Source organism: Streptomyces sp. NRRL S-37 (assembly GCF_000721605.1).
GTDB lineage: Bacteria > Actinomycetota > Actinomycetes > Streptomycetales > Streptomycetaceae > Streptomyces.
Map to the genome: position 1 here is coordinate 75269 of NZ_JOIZ01000008.1, position 18565 is coordinate 93833.

Annotated in this window: 13 protein-coding genes; 3 read left to right on the top strand and 10 right to left on the bottom strand. The window is 73.4% G+C overall.

What is annotated here, in order from left to right; translation table 11 throughout:
* Positions 1–153 precede the first annotated feature (153 nt).
* Together glgX and treY are read left to right on the top strand one after the other, a co-directional pair.
* Positions 154–2277: a glycogen debranching protein GlgX gene (gene glgX, locus IH50_RS0114835; protein ID WP_030861344.1), complete on the top strand. Its 2124-nt coding sequence runs from the start codon at positions 154–156 to the stop codon at positions 2275–2277.
* Positions 2278–2407: 130 nt separating this feature from the next.
* Positions 2408–4744 (top strand): malto-oligosyltrehalose synthase, encoded by a 2337-nt coding sequence (gene treY / locus IH50_RS0114840; RefSeq protein WP_030861345.1) that lies wholly within the window; start codon positions 2408–2410, stop codon positions 4742–4744.
* Between the two features lie 160 nt (positions 4745–4904).
* Here treY and IH50_RS0114845 read toward each other — a convergent pair whose 3' ends face one another.
* From IH50_RS0114845 to IH50_RS0114855, 3 genes are all read right to left on the bottom strand, one after another.
* Positions 4905–5318: an SSI family serine proteinase inhibitor gene (locus IH50_RS0114845; protein ID WP_030861347.1), complete on the bottom strand. Its 414-nt coding sequence runs from the start codon at positions 5316–5318 to the stop codon at positions 4905–4907.
* Positions 5315–6652 carry a M14 family zinc carboxypeptidase gene (locus IH50_RS0114850; protein WP_030861349.1) on the bottom strand — a complete coding sequence of 446 codons (1338 nt, stop codon included), beginning with the start codon at positions 6650–6652 and terminating at the stop codon, positions 5315–5317. Before IH50_RS0114850 ends, IH50_RS0114845 begins: the two co-directional genes overlap by 4 nt.
* Positions 6653–6780: 128 nt before the next feature.
* On the bottom strand, positions 6781–7332 hold the full coding sequence (locus IH50_RS0114855; protein WP_030861351.1) for a DUF1707 and FHA domain-containing protein: 552 nt from the start codon (positions 7330–7332) through the stop codon (positions 6781–6783).
* A gap of 174 nt (positions 7333–7506) precedes the next feature.
* Between IH50_RS0114855 and treZ the strand changes: the two genes are divergently transcribed.
* A complete protein-coding gene (gene treZ / locus IH50_RS0114860; RefSeq protein WP_030861352.1) occupies positions 7507–9252 on the top strand; it encodes a malto-oligosyltrehalose trehalohydrolase in 1746 nt (581 codons plus the stop codon).
* Positions 9253–9412: 160 nt separating this feature from the next.
* On the opposite strand, the gene IH50_RS0114865 is transcribed toward treZ, so the two are convergent.
* The 7 genes from IH50_RS0114865 to IH50_RS0114900 form a co-directional block, all read right to left on the bottom strand.
* Complete coding sequence (locus IH50_RS0114865) at positions 9413–10372, bottom strand: aminoglycoside phosphotransferase family protein (RefSeq protein WP_030861354.1); 960 nt, start codon at positions 10370–10372, stop codon at positions 9413–9415.
* A 49-nt stretch (positions 10373–10421) separates the two neighbouring features.
* Positions 10422–11549 (bottom strand): aminopeptidase P family protein, encoded by a 1128-nt coding sequence (locus tag IH50_RS0114870; protein WP_030861355.1) that lies wholly within the window; start codon positions 11547–11549, stop codon positions 10422–10424.
* A 173-nt stretch (positions 11550–11722) separates the two neighbouring features.
* On the bottom strand, positions 11723–12313 hold the full coding sequence (locus tag IH50_RS0114880; protein ID WP_030861361.1) for a PDZ domain-containing protein: 591 nt from the start codon (positions 12311–12313) through the stop codon (positions 11723–11725).
* A 46-nt stretch (positions 12314–12359) separates the two neighbouring features.
* On the bottom strand, positions 12360–14516 hold the full coding sequence (gene cyc2, locus IH50_RS0114885) for a germacradienol/geosmin synthase Cyc2 (protein ID WP_030861363.1): 2157 nt from the start codon (positions 14514–14516) through the stop codon (positions 12360–12362).
* Positions 14517–14611: 95 nt separating this feature from the next.
* A complete protein-coding gene (locus IH50_RS0114890; RefSeq protein ID WP_030861365.1) occupies positions 14612–15790 on the bottom strand; it encodes a damage-control phosphatase ARMT1 family protein in 1179 nt (392 codons plus the stop codon).
* Between the two features lie 41 nt (positions 15791–15831).
* A complete protein-coding gene (locus IH50_RS0114895; RefSeq protein ID WP_030861367.1) occupies positions 15832–16479 on the bottom strand; it encodes a ScbR family autoregulator-binding transcription factor in 648 nt (215 codons plus the stop codon).
* 256 nt (positions 16480–16735) lie between these two features.
* Positions 16736–18547 (bottom strand): S8 family peptidase, encoded by a 1812-nt coding sequence (locus IH50_RS0114900; protein WP_030861370.1) that lies wholly within the window; start codon positions 18545–18547, stop codon positions 16736–16738.
* Between the last annotated feature and the right edge of the window lie 18 nt (positions 18548–18565).

The window sequence follows — 18565 nt, forward strand, 5'->3', positions numbered from 1 at the left end:
AGTGAGCTGATTCATAGCAGGATGAACGGCGGGCGCGGGTCATCGGACCCGGCGGAGCTGGGTAGAAGGTGGTTCCCGTCCGTTCGGGGAGACACGGGAACACTCGGAGCCAAGGCGCCCCACCGGCGCCGTACACCTGAAAGAGTCGTATCCATGCAGGTCTGGCCTGGCGAGGCGTATCCGCTCGGTGCCACGTACGACGGCGCCGGAACGAACTTCGCGGTCTTCACGGAGGCCGCGGACCGAGTGGAGCTGTGTCTGCTGCACGACGACGGCTCCGAGACCGCGGTCGAACTGCGCGAGAGCGACGCGTTCGTGCGGCACGCGTACCTGCCCGGGGTCATGCCCGGGCAGCGATACGGCTTCCGTGTGCACGGGCCGTACGCCCCCGAGCGGGGGCTGCGCTGCAATTCGGCGAAGCTGCTGCTCGATCCGTACGCGCGTGCGATCAGCGGGGAGATCGACTGGGGCGAGGAGGTGTACGGCTACCACTTCGACGACCGTGACCGGCGCAACGACCTCGACTCGGCTCCGCGCACGATGACGTCGGTCGTGGTCAATCCGTACTTCGACTGGGGCGACGACCGGCGCCCCCGTACGGAGTACCACCACACGGTGATCTACGAGGCCCACGTCAAGGGTCTCACCATGCGTCATCCGGGGCTGCCGGAGGAGCTGCGCGGCACCTACGCGGCCCTCGCGCACCCGGCGGTGATCGAGCACCTGACCGGGCTGGGGGTGACGGCGCTGGAGCTGATGCCGGTGCACCAGTTCGTCAACGACCACCGTCTGGTGGACATGGGCCTGAACAACTACTGGGGTTACAACACGATCGGTTTCTTCGCCCCGCACAACGCCTACGCGTCCTGGGGCGACCGGGGCCAGCAGGTGCTGGAGTTCAAGTCGGCGGTGAAGGCGCTGCACGAGGCCGGGATCGAGGTGATCCTCGACGTGGTCTACAACCACACCGCCGAGGGCAATCACCTGGGCCCCACGCTGTCCCTCAAGGGCATCGACAACCCGTCGTACTACCGGCTGACGGACGACCCCCGGTACTACATGGACACGACGGGCACGGGGAACTCGCTGCTCATGCGGTCCCCGCACGTACTGCAGATGATCATGGATTCGCTGCGGTACTGGGTCACCGAGATGCACGTCGACGGGTTCCGCTTCGACCTGGCGGCGACCCTCGCGCGGCAGTTCCACGAGGTGGACCGGCTGTCGTCGTTCTTCGACCTGGTCCAGCAGGACCCGGTCGTCTCGCAGGTGAAGCTGATCGCCGAGCCGTGGGACGTGGGCGAGGGCGGCTACCAGGTGGGCAACTTCCCGCCGCTGTGGACCGAGTGGAACGGCAAGTACCGGGACACCGTGCGGGACCTGTGGCGGGGCGAGCCGCGCACGCTCGCGGAGTTCGCCTCCCGGCTGACCGGCTCCTCCGACCTGTACCAGGACGACGGGCGCCGCCCGCTGGCCTCGATCAACTTCGTGACCTGCCACGACGGCTTCACCCTGCACGACCTGGTCTCCTACAACGACAAGCACAACGAGGCCAACGGCGAGGACAACCGGGACGGCGAGAGCCACAACCGGTCCTGGAACTGCGGCGCCGAGGGCGAGACCGACGACCCGGACGTGCTGCGGCTGCGGGCCCGGCAGATGCGCAACTTCATCGCCACGCTGATGCTGTCCCAGGGTGTGCCGATGCTCAGCCACGGCGACGAGGTGGCCCGCACCCAGCGCGGCAACAACAACGCCTACTGCCAGGACAACGAGCTGGCCTGGCTGGACTGGCCGGACGACGACGAGGAGGACGTCCGCAGGCAGCTGCTGGAGTTCACCCGCGCGATGGTGTGGCTGCGCAAGGACCACCCGGTGTTCCGGCGGCGCCGCTTCTTCCACGGCCGGCCGGTGGAGGGCACCCACGACGACCTCTCCGACATCGCCTGGTTCACCCCCGAGGGCGCGGAGATGACCCAGCGGGACTGGGACTCGGCGCGGGCGTCGGCGCTGACGGTGTTCCTCAACGGCAACGCGATCTCCGAGCCCGGTCAGCGCGGGGAGCGCATCACGGACGACTCGTTCCTGCTGATGTTCAACGCCTCGCCGAAGCCGCTGGACTTCGTGGTGCCGGTGGATCATGGGCGGCAGTGGCAGGTGGTGGTCGACACCGCCCGCGCGGACGGCGTACCGCCGGGAACCGGTCCGAAGGTGACGGCCGGTACGCGGCTGACGCTGACGGATCGCAGCATGACGGTGTTGCAGCGGCCGGTGTAGCCGTCGGTGTCGTCGCCCCCGCCGCCCCTTCCCGTCCCCGTCCTCCGGGGCGGAGCCCCAGGTTCGGGACGGGAAAGGGCGGCGGGGGCGAAGAAACATTCCACCCGTACCCCGAACGGAGGAACACCCCATGATCCCGCCCACGGCCACCTACCGCCTGCAACTGCAACCCGGCTTCCCGTTCCACGCCGCGGCGGACGCCGTACCGTACATCGCCTCGCTCGGCGTGTCCCATCTGCACCTGTCCCCCGTCCTGGAGGCCGTCCCCGGCTCACAGCACGGCTACGACGTCGTGGACCACACGCGCGTGCGCGAGGAACTCGGCGGCGAGAGCGGCCTGCGGCAACTGGCGCGCACCGCGCGGGAGCACGGGCTCGGCCTGATCGTGGACATCGTCCCGAACCACATGGCGATGTCCCCGCGCCACAACCCCGTCCTGTGGGAGGTGCTGCGCGACGGTCCCGCGTCGCGCCACGCGCGGTGGTTCGACATCGACTGGGAGGCGCGGGGCGGCCAGGTGCTGCTGCCGGTGCTCGGGGGGCCGCTCGGCCAGGAGGCCGGGCACCTGAAGACCGACGGCGACGTGCTGCGCTACCACGACCACGCGTTCCCGCTGCGTGAGGGGACGGCCGGGCTGCCGCTGCCGGAGCTGCTGGACGCGCAGTGGTACCGCCCCGTGTGGTGGCGCCTGGCGCGGACCGAGCTGAACTACCGGCGGTTCTTCAGCATCTCCGAGCTGATCGGGGTGCGGGTGGAGGACCCGGAGGTGTTCGAGGCCACGCACGCCAAGATCCTTCAGCTGCTCCGGGAGGGCGTGGTCGACGGGCTGCGCGTCGACCACCCCGACGGGCTGGCCGACCCCGACGGTTATCTGCGGCGGCTGCACGAGGCCACGGGCGGCCGCTGGACGGTGGTGGAGAAGATCCTCTCCGACGGGGAGCCGCTGCCGGCCTCCTGGCCGGTCGCCGGCACCACCGGCTACGACGCCCTGCGGCACGTGGACGGGCTGTTCACGGACCCGGCGGGGTTCGGGGAGCTGCTCGGCCGGTACCGGCGGTTCGCGGCCCCGCAGACGGACCGGGGCGGCGACTGGGCCGCCACGGTACGGCGGGCCGCGTACAAGGTGCTCACGCACGAGCTGGCCGCCGAGGTGGACCGGCTGACCCGGGTCACGGACCGGCTGTGCGCGACCTCGCCGGAGCCGGCGCTGCGCGACCGCGCGCCCTGGGCGCTGCGCACCGCCCTCCAGGAGCTGCTGGTACGCATGGAGGTGTACCGCCCGTACGACTCCGTGGACGCGTCCGCGGTGGTCACCGAGGAGGCCGCCGCCGAGGCCCGGCTCGCCTTCGCCGTCCCCGAGGAGGCCGGGGCGGTGGACGTCGTACGGGACCTGGTGCTCGGGCGGTACGGGGACGGCGCGGAGCACGTGGAGTTCCGTACGCGGTTCGCGCAGACCGCGTCGGCGCTGCGGGCCAAGTCCGTGGAGGACACGGCGTTCTACCGCTATGTGCCGCTGCTGTCGGCAACGGAGGTGGGCGGGAACCCCGGTGCCCCGGCGGTGTCCCCGGAGCGGTTCCACGCGTACTGCGCGCGCGTGCAGCGCGACTGGCCGTCGACCGGGACGGTCGTCTCGACGCACGACACCAAGCGCAGCGCCGACGTGCGGGCGGCGCTGCGGGTGCTCACCGAGTGCCCGGAGCGCTGGGCGGACGTCCTGGCGGAGGTCACCCGCGCGGGCGAGGACGTCCCGGACGCGCAGCTGGCGTGGGCGGCCTGGCAGACGGTGTTCGGGCTCGGCCCGGCGGAGGAGGAGCGGGTGCGGGGGGCGCTGCTGAAGCATGTGCGGGAGGCGGGCCTGTACACGAGCTGGACCGAGCAGGAGCCGCCGTACGAGGAGGCGGTGGCTCGGTTCGTGGCGGCGGGGCCCTGCGGGGTGCCGGGCGAGCGGGTGGCGGCGCTGCGCGCCTCGCTGGAGGCGCACATCCGGGCGAACGTCCTGGGCACGGCGCTGGTCCACCTGACGATGCCGGGGGTGCCCGACCTCTACCAGGGCACGGAGCACGAGTACCGGGCGCTGGTCGACCCGGACAACCGGCGGCCCGTCCGGTTCGCGGCCGACGGGAGCGACGGGAGCGGCAAGGCGGCGGTGACGCGGGCGGCGCTGCGGCTGCGGGCGCGGCGGCCGGACGTCTTCGGCGACACGGCCTCGTACGAACCGCTGTCCGCCGAGGGTCCCGCGGCGGCGCACTGCCTGGCCTTCACGCGTTCCGGCGCGGTGCTCACCGCCGTGACCCGGCTGTCGCTCCGGCTGGCGGAGGCGGGCGACTGGCGCGACACCCTCCTGCCCCTGCCGCCGGGACGGTGGGCCGACGTGCTGGAGGGCGGACGGGAGTTCGGCGGGCACGCGCGCCTGGCGGAACTGCTCGGGCGCTCACCCGTGGCGCTGCTGGAGCGGCTCCCGGAGTGAGCGCCTTTGGCTCCGCCTCCCCGCCGCGGGGTGCCGCGCGCGGCGGATTCAGGCGGTGACGGGGGTGTTCGCGCGGCCCGGCGTTTGCGGGGTGCCTCCCCGCCCGGCCTTCGAGACACGGCGGGGAGGCACGACTGCCCGCGGGAGCAGGGGCCCACGGTCATGCGAGGGCGAAGACCGAGCCTGTCCGGGCTGTCATCGTGCAGGCGTTCGGGAAGGTCTCCGTGTAGTCGACGGAGCGGCCTCGCCACATTCCCTCGGCGTGGGCGGTGACCGGTGCGTAGACCATCGGGCAGACGACGTCCTCCCTCGGCGGGATGTCGGCGATGCGGCCGTCCGCCGCCGTCAGCTCCGCGCAGGCCTCGGTGGCGTGCCGGTGGCCCCGGGGCGGGTCGCACCGCAGCATGGTGCCGTTCTCCGCGGTGGGCGGCGCCTCCCCGTGCGTGACCGTGAGCCTCAGCCAGTTGTCCTCGCCGGAGTGTCCGCCGTCCGCTCGCGCGGGCGCCGTGCACGTCAGCAGGACGAGGGCGGCGAGCAGTCCCGCCCGTACCGTTCTCAGTGAGATGTGCGTCATTCCCGATGCATCGGCACGACGGTGTCCGGACCCCACCCCGGCTCACCCGAACGGAAGGCTCCGCGGCCGGCCAGCTCGAACGTGGCGAGGACGACCCGCGCCTGGTACTCGGCCTGCCGCGCGACCGCGATCCAGCGCGCCCCGGACACCTCCCGGAAGTCGGCGCACCGCGCGTCGATGAGCCGGTCCAGCTCCGGCAGTGCCCCGGCCGGGTCGCGCCCGGCGCGTGTCACCAGCTGGTGCAGCAGGCCGGCGGTGCGTACGGCCAGCCGCCGCCCGGAGAGGCGCAGCGCGGCGAGGTGTGCCGTGGTCATGGGCGGCAGCGGACGAGCAGAATCGTTCCCGCAGTCGGGGTCCCACGCGTCGGCGAGCCCCGGGCAGACCAGGAGGCAGTCGTCGACCGGGCCGAGCAGCCGCGCCGCGTCGGGGACGCCGGCGAGGTACGGCCGTACGCGGGCCGCCAGGCCGGCCAGCAGCCGGATGTCCTGGCGCAGGGTGTGGCTGACGGACCGCAGTTCCGCCTCCGCGTCGGCGTGCGGGGAGTCGTCCCCGACGGCCGCCACCCCCCACATGGGTGCCTCGACGACCGCGGTGACGGTGCCGTGCCGGTGCGGGTGGAACCACGTCGACTCCACGGCGGCCTCGGTGATGGCGGCGGCGAGGTCGCGGCGGCGCGGGGGCGGGATGCGGTAGACGGCGGGGCCGAGTCCGGGCCAGTACAGGGCGTCGCAGGCGCCGAGCTCGCGCGGGACGCCGAGGCGGGCGGCGATGCCCGCGACCCGCCGGTCGAGGCCGGGCAGGTCACGGGTGAGCTCGACGAAGCCGCCGCCGACGTCGACGCCGTGCAGGGAGCACTGGAGGAAGGGCCGCAGTTCGTCCTGGAGGGCGAGCAGGGCGCGGGTCTCGGGCAGCGCGGCGGCGCCGTCGGGCAGCCATTCGGGCTGTTCCAGGAAGCCGGGGCGGAAGAAGTTCCGGAAGTGGTGGCCGAGGGTGTACGGGCCGGTCAGCCAGCGCTCGTTGCGGCGCAGCCCGTCGGGGTCGAGGCAGAGCAGCAGGTTCCAGGTGGCGTCGGCGCCCTCGGTGAGCCGGGGGTCGGCCAGGGCGCGCTCGGCCAGGCGCAGCACGGTGGCGCCGCCCACGGGCTCGTTGGCGTGCGGCCCGGCGACGACGAGCGCCTGGCGGCTGCCGTGGCCGACGCTGAGCAGCCACAGGGGGATGCCCGCGCGGGAGGCACCGACCCGGCGCAGCCGGGCGTCGCGGGGATGCCGGGCGACGAGAGCGGCGGCCCGCGCGCCCAGTTCGTCGACGGTCGGGTAGTGCGGGAGGGGCGGCAGGGCACACCTCCACGAAGCGGCGCCGTCGTTTCACCGGGAGTGCATGGCGTACACACAGTCAGTCACGACTTCGGGGGTACGTCAACACCGCGACGATCGTGGGGATTTCGCCGGGGCCCCGCCGGGGGTCAGTGCGTCGCGAGCCGGTAGGTGATCTGTCCGAAGCCGATCTGGTCGCCCTCGCGGACGACGGCCGCGCCCACCACCCGGCGCCCGTTCACCGTGGTGCCGTTGGTGGAGCCGAGGTCCCGCAGCACCCAGAGGCCGCCCTGGTGGCGGAGTTCGGCGTGCACGCGGGAGACCGTCTCGTGGCTGAGCCGCAGTCCGCTGCCGGGGTCGCGGCCTATGCGCAGAGGGTGGCCGCTCGCCGGGTGCGGCAGCAGCAGCTTGGGGAGCTTCTCGGCCTGCCAGGCCCGGCGCAGCCGCACGGTGAATCCGGAGACCGCCTCCACGCTGCCGAACACCAGGCGGGAGAAGCGGTTTTCCCGCGGGAGGTCGGCGATGAGCGCGGCGAGTTCGTCGGAACGGCGCGCCACCAGCGCGAGTTCCATGCGCCGGACGAACGTGTCGTGGGACAGGCGGCCCATGGCGACGCCGTCCCGCAGCACGCTCAGCGCCTTGTCGCGCTCCGCGTCGGAGAGCCGCGCGGGATACGTGTGGAACTCGAAGGACGACGTCACGCCGTTGATTGTCGGTCAGTGGCGGCCGGACTGTCCAGAAAGCGGGAAACGGCCGCACGCGTGGGCGTGCCCGGCGACACCCGGCGCAAAAGGGCGGATCCCCCGGCGAATTGATCTCCGATGGCGCACGATGGACGGGCTACCTCACAGTGAGCAGACGAAGGGGAACCGTCCGTGCAGTTCGAGGTGTGGGCACCGCAGGCCGGCCGAGTGACGCTCGAGTGCGACGGCGTCACGCGCGCGTTGGAGCGCGATCCGCAGCGGGAGGGGTGGTGGCGGGGGGAGGCCGAGGCGCACGACGGCTCCCGGTACGGCTTCGCACTCGACGACGGCCCCGTCCTGCCCGATCCGCGCTCGCGCCGGCAGCCGGACGGTCCCGACGGCCTGAGCGCCGTCGTCGACCACGACCGGTTCGACTGGCGCACACCGTGGCCGGGGCGCCCGCTGCCCGGTGCGGTGCTGTACGAACTGCACGTGGGCACGTACACGCGCGAGGGCACCTTCGACGCCGCCGCCGAGCGGCTCGGCCATCTCGCGGAGCTGGGCGTGACGCATGTGGAGCTGATGCCGGTGTGCCCGTTCCCGGGCCGGCACGGATGGGGGTACGAGGGGGTCTCGCTGTGGGCGGTGCACGAGCCGTACGGCGGGCCCGAGGGACTGAAACGGTTCGTCGACCGGGCGCACTCCCTCGGCCTGGGCGTCGTCCTGGACGTCGTGCACAACCACCTGGGACCGTCCGGGAACCACCTGCCGCGGTTCGGGCCGTACTTCACGGACACCCATCACACCCCGTGGGGCGCGGCGGTCAACCTGGACGCGCCCGGCTCCGACGAGGTGCGCGCGTTCCTCGTGGACAGCGCGCTGGCCTGGCTGCGGGACTACCGGATCGACGGGCTGCGTCTCGACGCGGTGCACGCGCTGGTGGACACGCGCGCGTGCCACTTCCTGGAGGAGCTGTCCGGGGCCGTGGACGCCCTCGCCGCCGACACCGGCCGGCCCCTGTTCCTGATCGCCGAGTCGGATCTGAACGACCCCCGGCTCATCAAGCCCCGCGCGGAGGGCGGCCTCGGGCTGCACGCACAGTGGAACGACGACTTCCACCACGCCCTGCACACCGCGCTGACCGGCGAGGCGCAGGGCTACTACGCCGACTTCGCGCGGGCCCCGTTCGCGGCTCTCGCCAAGACGCTCACCGGCGGCTTCTTCCACGACGGGACGTACTCCAGCTTCCGGGGCCGGCACCACGGCCGCCCCCTGGACCGCAACCGGGTGGCCGGGCACCGGCTCCTCGGCTACAGCCAGACCCACGACCAGGTCGGCAACCGCGCCCAGGGGGACCGGCTGGCCGCGCTCCTCTCCCCCGGCCTGCCGGCCTGTGCGGCGGCCCTCACGCTGACCGCCCCCTTCACCCCCATGCTGTTCATGGGCGAGGAGTGGGCGGCGGGCACGCCCTGGCAGTTCTTCACCGACCACACCGACCCGGAGCTCGCCAAGGCGGTGAGCGCGGGCAGACGGCGGGAGTTCGCGGCGCACGGCTGGGCCGAGCAGGACGTGCCGGACCCGCAGGACCCCGCCACCCGCGACCGCTCCTGCCTGGACTGGTCGGAGCCGGAACGCGAGCCCCACGCGCGCGTGCTGTCCTGGTACCGGCGTCTGATCGCCCTGCGCCGCGAGCAGCCGGACCTCACCGATCCGGACCTCGGCGACACCAAGGTGACCTACGACGAGGAGCACCGCTGGCTGGCCTTCCGGCGGGGGGACGTCCGGGTCGCGGTGAACCTCGGCACCGAGCAGGTGGCGATCCCCCTGGGCGTCCCCGACGCGCGCGTCCTCGCGGCGTGGGAGCCGGTGGAGACCCCGGGCCCGGACGGGGTGCTGCGGCTGCCGGGCCGGTCGGCTGTCGTCCTGCTCCAGGACTGAGAACCGCCCGGCGCCCGCGAAGGCCGCGACACGCCTGCCCCGGCCGCACGGCCCGGTCCCGGTCCGGGAAGCGAGCGGTCCCGGAGCACCTCACCGGCGGCCGGGGCGGGTGGGCCGCGTCGTGGCCGGGGCCCTCCGGGAATCGCGCCGGGCGGGCCCTCTACGGCGTGTCGTCCGCGCGGTCGAGGTCCGTCACCCTTTCCAGCATGATCGGCTCCCAGGCGTGCCGCAGACGGGTGCGGAGCGCGGGCGGCGGGGCGGTGCGGCCGGTGAGGGCCTCGGCGAGGTGGCGGACGGCGTCGCAGCGGGCCAGCCACAGGCCGCGCAGGCAGGGGCGGGCGCCGTAACCGGCGAGGGTGGCGGCGCGTACGGCGGCCGGGGCGCCGACGGCGAGCGCGAGGCCCGCGATGTCCTCGGCGGGGTCGCCGACCACCGCCGCGTCCCAGCCCAGGACGCCCCGTACGCGGCCGTCGGCGCTCACCACGAGGTGCCCGCCGGTGAGGGCGTGGTGGACGAGGACGGCCGTGCCGGACTGGGCGGCGAGCTGGACCGCGGCGGGCGGGGTGAGCCGGTTCAGCCGGTCCGGGTCGAACTCGTCGGCCTCGGCGAGCCGTCCGGCGGCCTCCCCGGCGGCCCGGCGCAGGGTTTCCAGGGAGCGCGGGGGGACGCGCGGCACGCCGAGTGTCTCCGCCTGCCGTACCGGCACCTCCCGCAGCCCCGTGAGCAGCCCGGCCAGGTCGGCCTCGCCGACGGCGGAGACGCGGTGCTCCTCGGCCGTCCCGCCGGCCAGCCGGGTGTCCAGGCTGCAGAACAGTCCGGGTGCCCACTCGCCGTGCGCCACGGCGGACGGCAGCGCGACCGGGACGTGCGGGCGGACGAGGTCGCGCAGCCGCAGTTCGCGGCGGCGGCGCACGCTCGCCTCACGGTCCGGGGCGAGGCGCAGCACATGGCGGGTGCCGACCCACCAGGTGGCGGGCTCGGCGGACGCGGCGGCGGGCCGGACGGCGGGTCCGGCGGCGGACTGCGCGCCGCCGGACCCGCCGCCCTTCCCGCTGTCCTGCAGCAGGGAGCGGGCCAGTCGGCGGACGGTGTCCGCGGTGGGTGTCGGTGCCTGGGTCATGATCGCGCCGTTGCCGTTCGGGGAGGCGGGGAGGGGACGGAGGAGCCGTTCATTCCACTATGACCATCTCCCGCGTGGTGTTGTTCAGCCGCCGGCCGCCGTCCTCGGTCACGGTCACGATGTCCTCGATGCGCACGCCGAACCGGCCGGGCAGATAGACGCCGGGTTCGACGGAGAAGCACATGCCGGGGACGAGCGGTCGCTCCTCGCCCTCGATCATGTAGGGCGGTTCGTGCGTGGTGACGCCGATGCCGTGCCCGGTGCGGTGGATGAAGTACTCCCCGTACCCGGCGCCGGCGATGACCGCGCGGGCGGCGCGGTCGACGTCCTGGCAGGCGGCCCCGGGCCGCACCGCGCGGAAGCCCGCCTCCTGTGCCTCGCGCACCAGGTCGTGCACCCGGCGCTCCTCGTCGGTGGGTTCGCCGACGTGGACGGTGCGGGAGGTGTCGGAGCCGTAGCCGTCCTTGAGGCCGCCGAAGTCGAGGACGACCATGTCGCCGCGTTCGATGACGCGGTCGCCGATCTCGTGGTGCGGGTTGGCGCCGTTGGGGCCGGAGGCGACGATCGTGAAGTCGACCTGGGAGTGGCCGAACCGGCGCAGCAGGGCGGCCAGATCGGCCGCGACGTCGGTCTCCCGGCGGCCGGCGAAGGCGACCTGTCGGATCTCCTCGAAGGCCGCGTCCGCCGCGGCCCCGGCGGCGGCCAGGAGTTCCAGCTCCGCCGCGTCCTTGACGGCGCGGAGCATCGGCAGGGCCTCGGTGAGGGAGGCGTACGAGGTGCCGGGCAGCGCCTTCTGCAGGCCGAGCAGGTGCATGGCCCAGGCGTTGTCGCTGATGCCGAACCTGCCGTCCGCGTCCAGCAGGGCGGCGGTGGCGGCGTAGGGGTCCTTGCCGTCGGTCCAGTCGCGCAGGGTGAGCACGGAGGCGGCGGGGGCGTGCTCGGCGTCCGGGGCCTCCAGGGTGGGGACGACGAGCACGGGGTCCCGGCCGGCCGCCAGGACCAGCAGGGTGAGCCGCTCGGTGACGGCGGTGGGGGTGTAGCCGGTGAGCCACACCAGGTCGGGGCCGGGTGCCACGAGCAGTCCGGCGAGCCCGGCCTCGGCGGCCTGCCGCGCCGCACGCTCCATGCGGGCCTCGTAGTCGTCGGCGGTGAAGGACGCGGGCACGGCGCCGGTCATGCGGGGGGCCTCCCAGGGCGACAGCGGGTTACGGGCAGCATCCTGCCCGGCGGGCGGGGGCGGCGCGAGCCGGTTCGCCGTGTTCGCCCCGCGCCCCGCCACGGCCGATGGCCGAGCGTTCCCCTTCCGGGTACGGGACGACGAGGGCCGGCGCACCGGTCTCCTCCGCGTGGTCAGGTGACGATGCCGGGGACGGCCGTCAGCTGCTGGTAGCCGCCGCCCCGGCGGCGCACCGTCAGTCTCACCTCGTCGCCGGGGCGGGCGCGGGCGACGGCGCGTGCCAGGCCGGCGGCCGAGTCGACACGGGTGGCGCCGAAGGCGAGGAGGACGTCGCCGCGTACGAGACCGGCCGAAGCCCCCGGTCCTGGCATGTGCACGGCGACGACCAGCGCCCCGGGTCTCCTGTCGTCGGCCACCTCCACGCCGAGCCGGGTGGCCGCGGGCGCGGACGGGGCGGACCGCGGTGCCGTGGACGGGGCAGGAGCCGGGGCCGGGGCCGCTCCGGTCTGCCGCTTCAGCCCGGTGAGCCCGCCCGCGCCGACGACCGTGGCCCCCACCGCCCCCAGTCCGGCCCCGGACAGCACCAGGACCGCCCCCGCCAGCACTCCGAGCAGCACGGTCGTCAGCCGCCGGCCGCGCCGCCGTCCGGGCCGCCGGGCGGGCGGTCCGGGGTCCGGCCCGTCCCCGGATCCGTCGCCGCCCCCGCCTCCGCCCCTGCCCCCGCCGCCGGGCATCGGCCTGGGCCGCAACGCGGTCTGTTCCATGGTTCGCCTCCGACGGCAGTGCAGGCTGGGAAGGACGGGATGGGTGTCAGACGAGGACCGGCGGTGCCGGTGAGCGGTCCGGGAGGAAGCCGTGGACCCGGCCGGACAGGTACTCGTCCTTGTACCGGTCGACGCTGCGGTGCCAGTTGAGGATGCCCGCCATCCAGTTCCGCAGGTCCGTCACATAACCCCGCATGATCGCCCGCGCTTCCTCCGACAGCTGGAAGTCGTCGTACACGACGGGCAGTTCGTGCTCCACGACATGCTCGAACTGGCGCATGCGCTGGTTCATCAGGTCCTGCACCACGGGCAGCGCGGTCGGATAGTCGACGCCGAAGAAGTTCTGCACCACGAGGACCGCGTTGTGCATCTCTCCCTCGAACTCGATCTCCTTCTGGTAGGAGAAGATGTCGTTGAGGAGGCACGCGTAGTCGATCGCCGCGTTCTCCAGGGAGCGGACGGGACCGCTGCGGTAGACCTCCGGCGGCACCGCCGGCCCGTGTCCGGCGCGGCAGAGCCCCAGGGTGAGGTCGGAGCCGAAGGTGGCGCGCCGCATCTCCAGGTAGTCCACGGGGTCCGGGACGCGGTTCTGGATCTGGTTGGACAGCTCCCACACCCAGGCCTCGGTCATCGTGTCGACGGCCGCCTTCAGGGGGCGGCGCTCGTCGGGCGTCATACCGGCCGTGGTGCGTGCCCACAGGTCGATCAGGGACCGTTCCATGGCGTTGACGGGCGGCGGGACCTCCCCGGCGTCGAGGGGCATGCAGGCCGACAGGCGGGCCGTGGTCAGCCGGGCGGCGGCCAGATCGCGGCGGTGGCCGTAGACGAGCGGGTAGTAGTCGTCGCCGTAGGTGCCGAAGGCCAGCCAGCCGGAGGCGAGGTCGAGCTGCTCCTGGGTGGCGTCCGGGTCGAGGCCCGCCGCACACAGGGGCAGGTCGCAGCTCTCCAGCTTGTCCTCGTCCCAGACGCCCTCACCGAGCATGCCCATCCGCCGTGACCACTCCAGCAGGTGCCGCCGCGCCCCGTCGAGGGCGGGGCTGAGTTCCAGCGGGAACGGCATGCGGATGTCCGGGATGATCGACGGGCCGACCTTCCGGTACGGCACGTGGGTGTAGGAGCGCAGCCGCTCGGCCCCCGCGCCGGCGAGGAGCGCGCCGACGTCGGCGGCGGACGTCCCGGGGCCGGACAGGGACTGCCAGGGGGCGGCGGACCGGACGCCCTCGTTCATGTAGCGGCTGGAGCGCAGATGCCATTCGTGGCCGCCCGACTGCCAGTCCTGCAGGCCCTTGGTGTACGCCCCGATCGCCGCGGTCTCGGCCGGGGTGAGCCCCTTCTCCAGGGCCACGGCGGGGACTTCGGTGAACGCGGTGTGCTCGAACTGGTGGAGCCGCGAGGTGAGGACATCGTTGACGATGTCGGCGGCCTCCTGGGTGGTGCAGCCGAAGAAGGTCTCCAGGACGAGTACGCCGTTGCTGAGTTCGCCCTCGTCCTCGACCTCCCGCTGGTAGGAGAACAGGTCGTTGCGCAGGTGCACGGCGTCGGAGAAGGTCTCCATCAGCACCCTCAGCGGCCTGGTCCCGGCGACGGCGGCGGGTACTTCGGCGGTGGCGTACTCCACGAGCCCGGCGGACCAGGGGGCGCCGCCCACCTTGCGGCGCATCTCGATGTACTCGACGGGGTTGGCGATGCGCCCCTCGTTGATGTTGGACAGCTCCCACATCGACTCGTTGAGGAGGTGTTCGGTGGCGAGGGCGAACCGGCGGCGCCAGTCGGCGGACATCACCGGCACGGTGCGCGCCCACAGGTCGGCGAGGCCCGCCTCGACCGGGTTCTCCGGTTCGGGCACGGGAGCCGCCGGGTCGAGCGGCATGAACAGCGGCAGCCGGTCCAGGTGGGCCTTGCCGGCGGCGCGGTCCTGGGTGCGTTTGAACTTCTCCAGGAAGTGGTCGTCGAAGAAGAAGACCCACACGTACCAGTCGGTGATGAGCGACAGGGCGGGCCCGTCGCAGTCGGGATGGGTGTAGGCGCAGAGCAGGCCGTAGTCGTGCGCGTCGAGGTCGGCCTGCTCCCAGACCCCGCTGCCCTCCAGCATGCCCATCTCGCGGGCCCATCCGGTCGAGTGGGCGCGGGCCTCCTCGACGTGCGGGTTGAGCCGCGCGGGATGCGGCAGGTAGAAGTGCGGGAGTTCGAACGGCTGCGTCATGGCCGGGGGCTACCCGTGGCCCGGTGGCGGCATCCACCGGGCCGGACATGATCACACCATCGCGTGAACCGTGTCCCGTACGGGAGTCATGGACTCTATGTCCGGACCTGGATCAGCGCGTGGGTGCCGCCGGTGCGCCAGCGCTGTTCCTCGGCCGCGACCAGTGCCGCCTCGGTGCCGGCGGTCAGTCCGGTGATCACGTCGGACTTCAGGGTGCGCAGGGCGGCGACCGGGCCCGGGAAGTAGGCCGTGACCTCGGCGAAGGGTGTGGTCGGGGGCCAGTACCGGTCGCCCACGAGGCGACGGTAGTTGAGGTCGCCCTTGACGACGGTGAGCGCGGCGGCGGCGAAGTCCGCGCGCAGGCCGTCCGGCATGTCCGCGTACGGCAGCGGCGCGCAGGAGAACGGGTGGGCGCGGAGGGTGAGCCGGCCGTCGGTGAGCGCGGCCCACAGGACGCGGCCGTACTCGGCCGCCGCGCCCTTGGCGTCGGTGAGCCGGCGCACCGCGTCGATCACGTCGGCGGTGGTGGCGTCGGAGACGTAGTACGGGTACGGCTTGACGTGCAGCACCGCCCGGCTGATCCGGCCGCGGGCCAGCAGGTGGGCGATGAGCAGCAGGTCCGGGACGAGTTCACGGCCCGCGTTGTCGGCGACCAGGCACAGCGTGCCCGTGCCCGAGGTGCCGAGCAGCGGCCACAGCCGTTCGCTGTCGTCGGCCACCAGGGCGGGGACGGCGGCCGTCTCCTCGGCTCCCTCGGCGGACAGCCGGAAGCCGAGGTCGGCGCGGTTGCCCCACAGGGAGCCGTGCAGCAGGGCGCGGGCCCGTTCCTCCTCCGGGCGGCCGGCGAGGTCGTCGAGCGCGGCCAGTTCCTCGTCCGTGGCGGGCGAGTCGAGTTCGGCGAGCTTGGCGGGGCGGAACGGGTCGATGCCCTGCCAGGGGCCGGGGGCGAAGTAGCCCACCGCGTGCAGCAGCCGGCGGTAGAACCAGCTCTCGGACCACAGCCACGGCACGTCGTACCAGGAGCGGCCGGCGTAGGTGTCCATCCCCCAGGTCTCCCAGTGCCGCCGGTCGTGCGCGTCGGCGGGGAGGGGTTCGATCGTGCCCCGGGTGCAGTCGGCGAGCAGGGCGTCGAGCGCGCGGTGCTGCCAGGGCTCGTACGGGAAGGCCTCGCGCACCTGCCGGATGATCGCGGGGTGCCGCTCGGCCAGCACACTGTGGGGGAAGGTGCCGGGTTCGTCGGCGACGATCACGGGTGCGGTGGGGTGGTCGGACATGGGGCTCACCGTAACGCGCGCCGGTCGTCGCGCGTCGCGGGTCACACCGGGGCGATCTCCCGCTCCAGCCGTGCGGCCAGGCTGAGATAGCGGGCGCGCCGGGTGACGGGGACCAGGCCCCGGATGAGGATCTGCCACATCTCGGCCGTACGGCGGGGCTGCCGGGCGACGGATTCATGGGAGCGGCCGACGACGCGGGTGCCGACGAAGAAGCAGACCAGGGAATGCGCCACGACGTCGATGTCGACGTCCGGGTGGACGTCGGACTCCTTGACGGCCCCGAGGAGCCGGGCCGTGACGATGTCCAGCCACTCGGTGAAGGGGTGGCTCAGCGGGGGACGCGGCCGGGTGCCGCCGGTGGCGAGCCGCAGTCCGGCCCGCAGGACGGGGTCCTCGGCCGACATCCTGGCTATGCCGAAGGTGAGGCGCATCAGCGCCTCCAGGGAGGTGTGCCCCCGGATCTCGGTGTCCCTGGCCAGCCGGCGGCTGGTCGCGGACTGCAGTTCCAGGATGGCGTGGGCGAGGTCCTCCTTCGCGGCGAAGTGGAAGTAGAGGGCCCCTTTGGTGACGTGGGCGTGCTCGACGATGTCGCTGAGACTGGTCGATTCATAGCCCTGCCGGTCGAACAACTCGGCGGCGGCCGTGATGATCGTCGCACGGGTCTGCTCGGCGCGTACCTGCCTCGCCATCGCCTGAACTCCTGAGCCGGAAAGGAACGGGTCATGCTGTTTGTTTTCACGCGCGGTACACGATAGCTCACCCTGAGCCCATCTTCACCATGCCGTTATCGCACCGGACTTGAACACATCGGGCAAAACGAACTCGATCTCGGAAAGAAAACGGCACGTCCGGTATCTAAGTGTGTCAGGTGCGGGGACAAAAGAGAACGGCGGGCCGACCGGTGCCCCATCCGCACCGGCCGGCCCGCCTGTTTTCGGGGGCGGCTCAGAAGGTCAGCTGCCAGCCGTTGAGCCAGCCGGTGTCGTAGGAGGCCGTGTCCCGCACCCGCAGCCTCCAGGTGCCGTCGGCGGTCTCGCCGGAGGCGTCCACCGTGTAGGTGGCGACCACGTCGTCCGCGGAGTCCGAGCCGCTGGCGGACTTCAGCCGGTACACCGAACCGTCCGGTGCCACCAGGTCGACGACCAGGTCACCGCGGTAGGTGTGGGTGATGTCCACGCCCACCCGGAGGCCGGACGGCGCGTTGCCGCCGCGGCCGCTCACGGTGATCGGGGACTCGACCGCCGAGCCGTTGTCCGGGATGGCGACGGCGGTGGTACTGGCGTACGTGGAGCCGGTGGACGTACCGCCCTTGACCGCCTGGACGGTCTTCGCTGCGTCCGCGAGACCGGCGCCGCAGCCGCCGGAGCAGGTGCCGGGCAGCGCACGGGCGTTGGACTTGATCGCCGACTCGACCTGGGCCGGGGTGAGGGCGGGGTTCGCCGACTTCATCAGCGCGGCGAGGCCCGCGATGTGCGGGGTGGCCATGCTGGTGCCCTGGTAGTAGGCGTAGTTCTCGGTCGACGGGGTGCGGGCACCGGAGTTCAGCGTGGACAGGATGCCGTTGGCCGCGGTCGCGGTCTCACCGCCGGGCGCGGCGATGTCCACGATCGTGCCGTAGTTGGAGTAGGAGGCGCGGTTGCCGGAGCGGTCGGTGGCGGCGACGGTGATGACGTTGCCGCAGTTGGCCGGGGAGGAGTTGGCGGCGTTCCGGTTCTCGTTGCCGGCCGCGACGACCACCGTGGTGCCCCGGCTGACGGCGCCGTCGATGGCGCTCTGGGTGGCGGTGGAGCAGGCGCCGCCCCCACCGAGGCTCATGTTGATGACCTTGGCGACGTCGGCGTTGGCGGGCACGCCGGAGACGGTGCCGCCGGACGCCCAGGTGATGGCGTCGATGATGTCGGAGTCGTAGCCGCCGCACTTGCCGAGCACCCGCACCGGGGAGATCTTCGCACCGTACGCGATGCCGGCGACGCCCTTGCCGTTGTTCGTGGCCGCGGCGATGGTGCCCGCCACGTGGGTGCCGTGCCAGGAGGAGCTGCCGCCGGTGGCCTGGCCGCACTCGCCGGCCGCGTACCAGTCGCCCGGGTCGGCCGGGTTGCCGTCGCGGCCGTCGCCGTCGACGGAGACGGCGGTGTCGGAGATGAAGTCGTAACCGCCGACGATGTTCGCGGCGAGATCGGAGTGGGTGACGTACCCGGTGTCGATGACGGCGACGGTGACACCGCTGCCGGTGGTGAGGTCCCAGGCACCCGGTACGCGCATGCCGGCGGTGGACTCGAACAGGTCCCACTGCCTGCCGTACTCGGTGTCGTTCGGGGTGGCCAGCGGCTTGTTGAGGCGGTCCGGTACGACATAGGCGACCTGCGGGTCGGCCCGGTACTCGGCGACGACGTCGGCGACGTCCGCCGTGGTGGGCTTCGCGCCCAGGTCGACGAGGGCGGCGCCGGTACCGAGGCGGCGCCGGAAGCCGACGTCCTCGCCGGCCTTCTCGCCCTTGGCCGCGGCGTCCGCGGCGGCGGCCTTGTCCGACTTCGCCTCGGCGGCACCGGACTTGTAGCCGACGATGAGCCGCTCGGCCGGGGTGCCCGGGGCGGCCTCGGTGCGGGCCGTGGGGACGGCCGGCGCGCCGGAGGGGGCGTCCTGGGCGACCGCGGCCTGGGCGGAGGCGGTCGTCAGCAGGGCGACGGAGAGAGCGGCGACGGATATCAGCTTCCGTCTCGGGGAGGAGCCGCGGGAAGTGCTCGATGAGGTGCGCAAGGGGGGTGCCTTTCGTGC

Excerpts from the sequence above, each read along its gene's own strand:
- glgX (WP_030861344.1), top strand. The coding sequence starts at position 154 with ATGCAGGTCTGGCCTGGCGAGGCGTATCCGCTCGGTGCCACGTACGAC.
- treY (WP_030861345.1), top strand. The coding sequence starts at position 2,408 with ATGATCCCGCCCACGGCCACCTACCGCCTGCAACTGCAACCCGGCTTC.
- IH50_RS0114845 (WP_030861347.1), bottom strand. The coding sequence starts at position 5,318 with ATGACGCACATCTCACTGAGAACGGTACGGGCGGGACTGCTCGCCGCC.
- IH50_RS0114865 (WP_030861354.1), bottom strand. The coding sequence starts at position 10,372 with ATGACCCAGGCACCGACACCCACCGCGGACACCGTCCGCCGACTGGCC.
- IH50_RS0114870 (WP_030861355.1), bottom strand. The coding sequence starts at position 11,549 with ATGACCGGCGCCGTGCCCGCGTCCTTCACCGCCGACGACTACGAGGCC.
- IH50_RS0114880 (WP_030861361.1), bottom strand. The coding sequence starts at position 12,313 with ATGGAACAGACCGCGTTGCGGCCCAGGCCGATGCCCGGCGGCGGGGGC.
- cyc2 (WP_030861363.1), bottom strand. The coding sequence starts at position 14,516 with ATGACGCAGCCGTTCGAACTCCCGCACTTCTACCTGCCGCATCCCGCG.
- IH50_RS0114890 (WP_030861365.1), bottom strand. The coding sequence starts at position 15,790 with ATGTCCGACCACCCCACCGCACCCGTGATCGTCGCCGACGAACCCGGC.
- IH50_RS0114895 (WP_030861367.1), bottom strand. The coding sequence starts at position 16,479 with ATGGCGAGGCAGGTACGCGCCGAGCAGACCCGTGCGACGATCATCACG.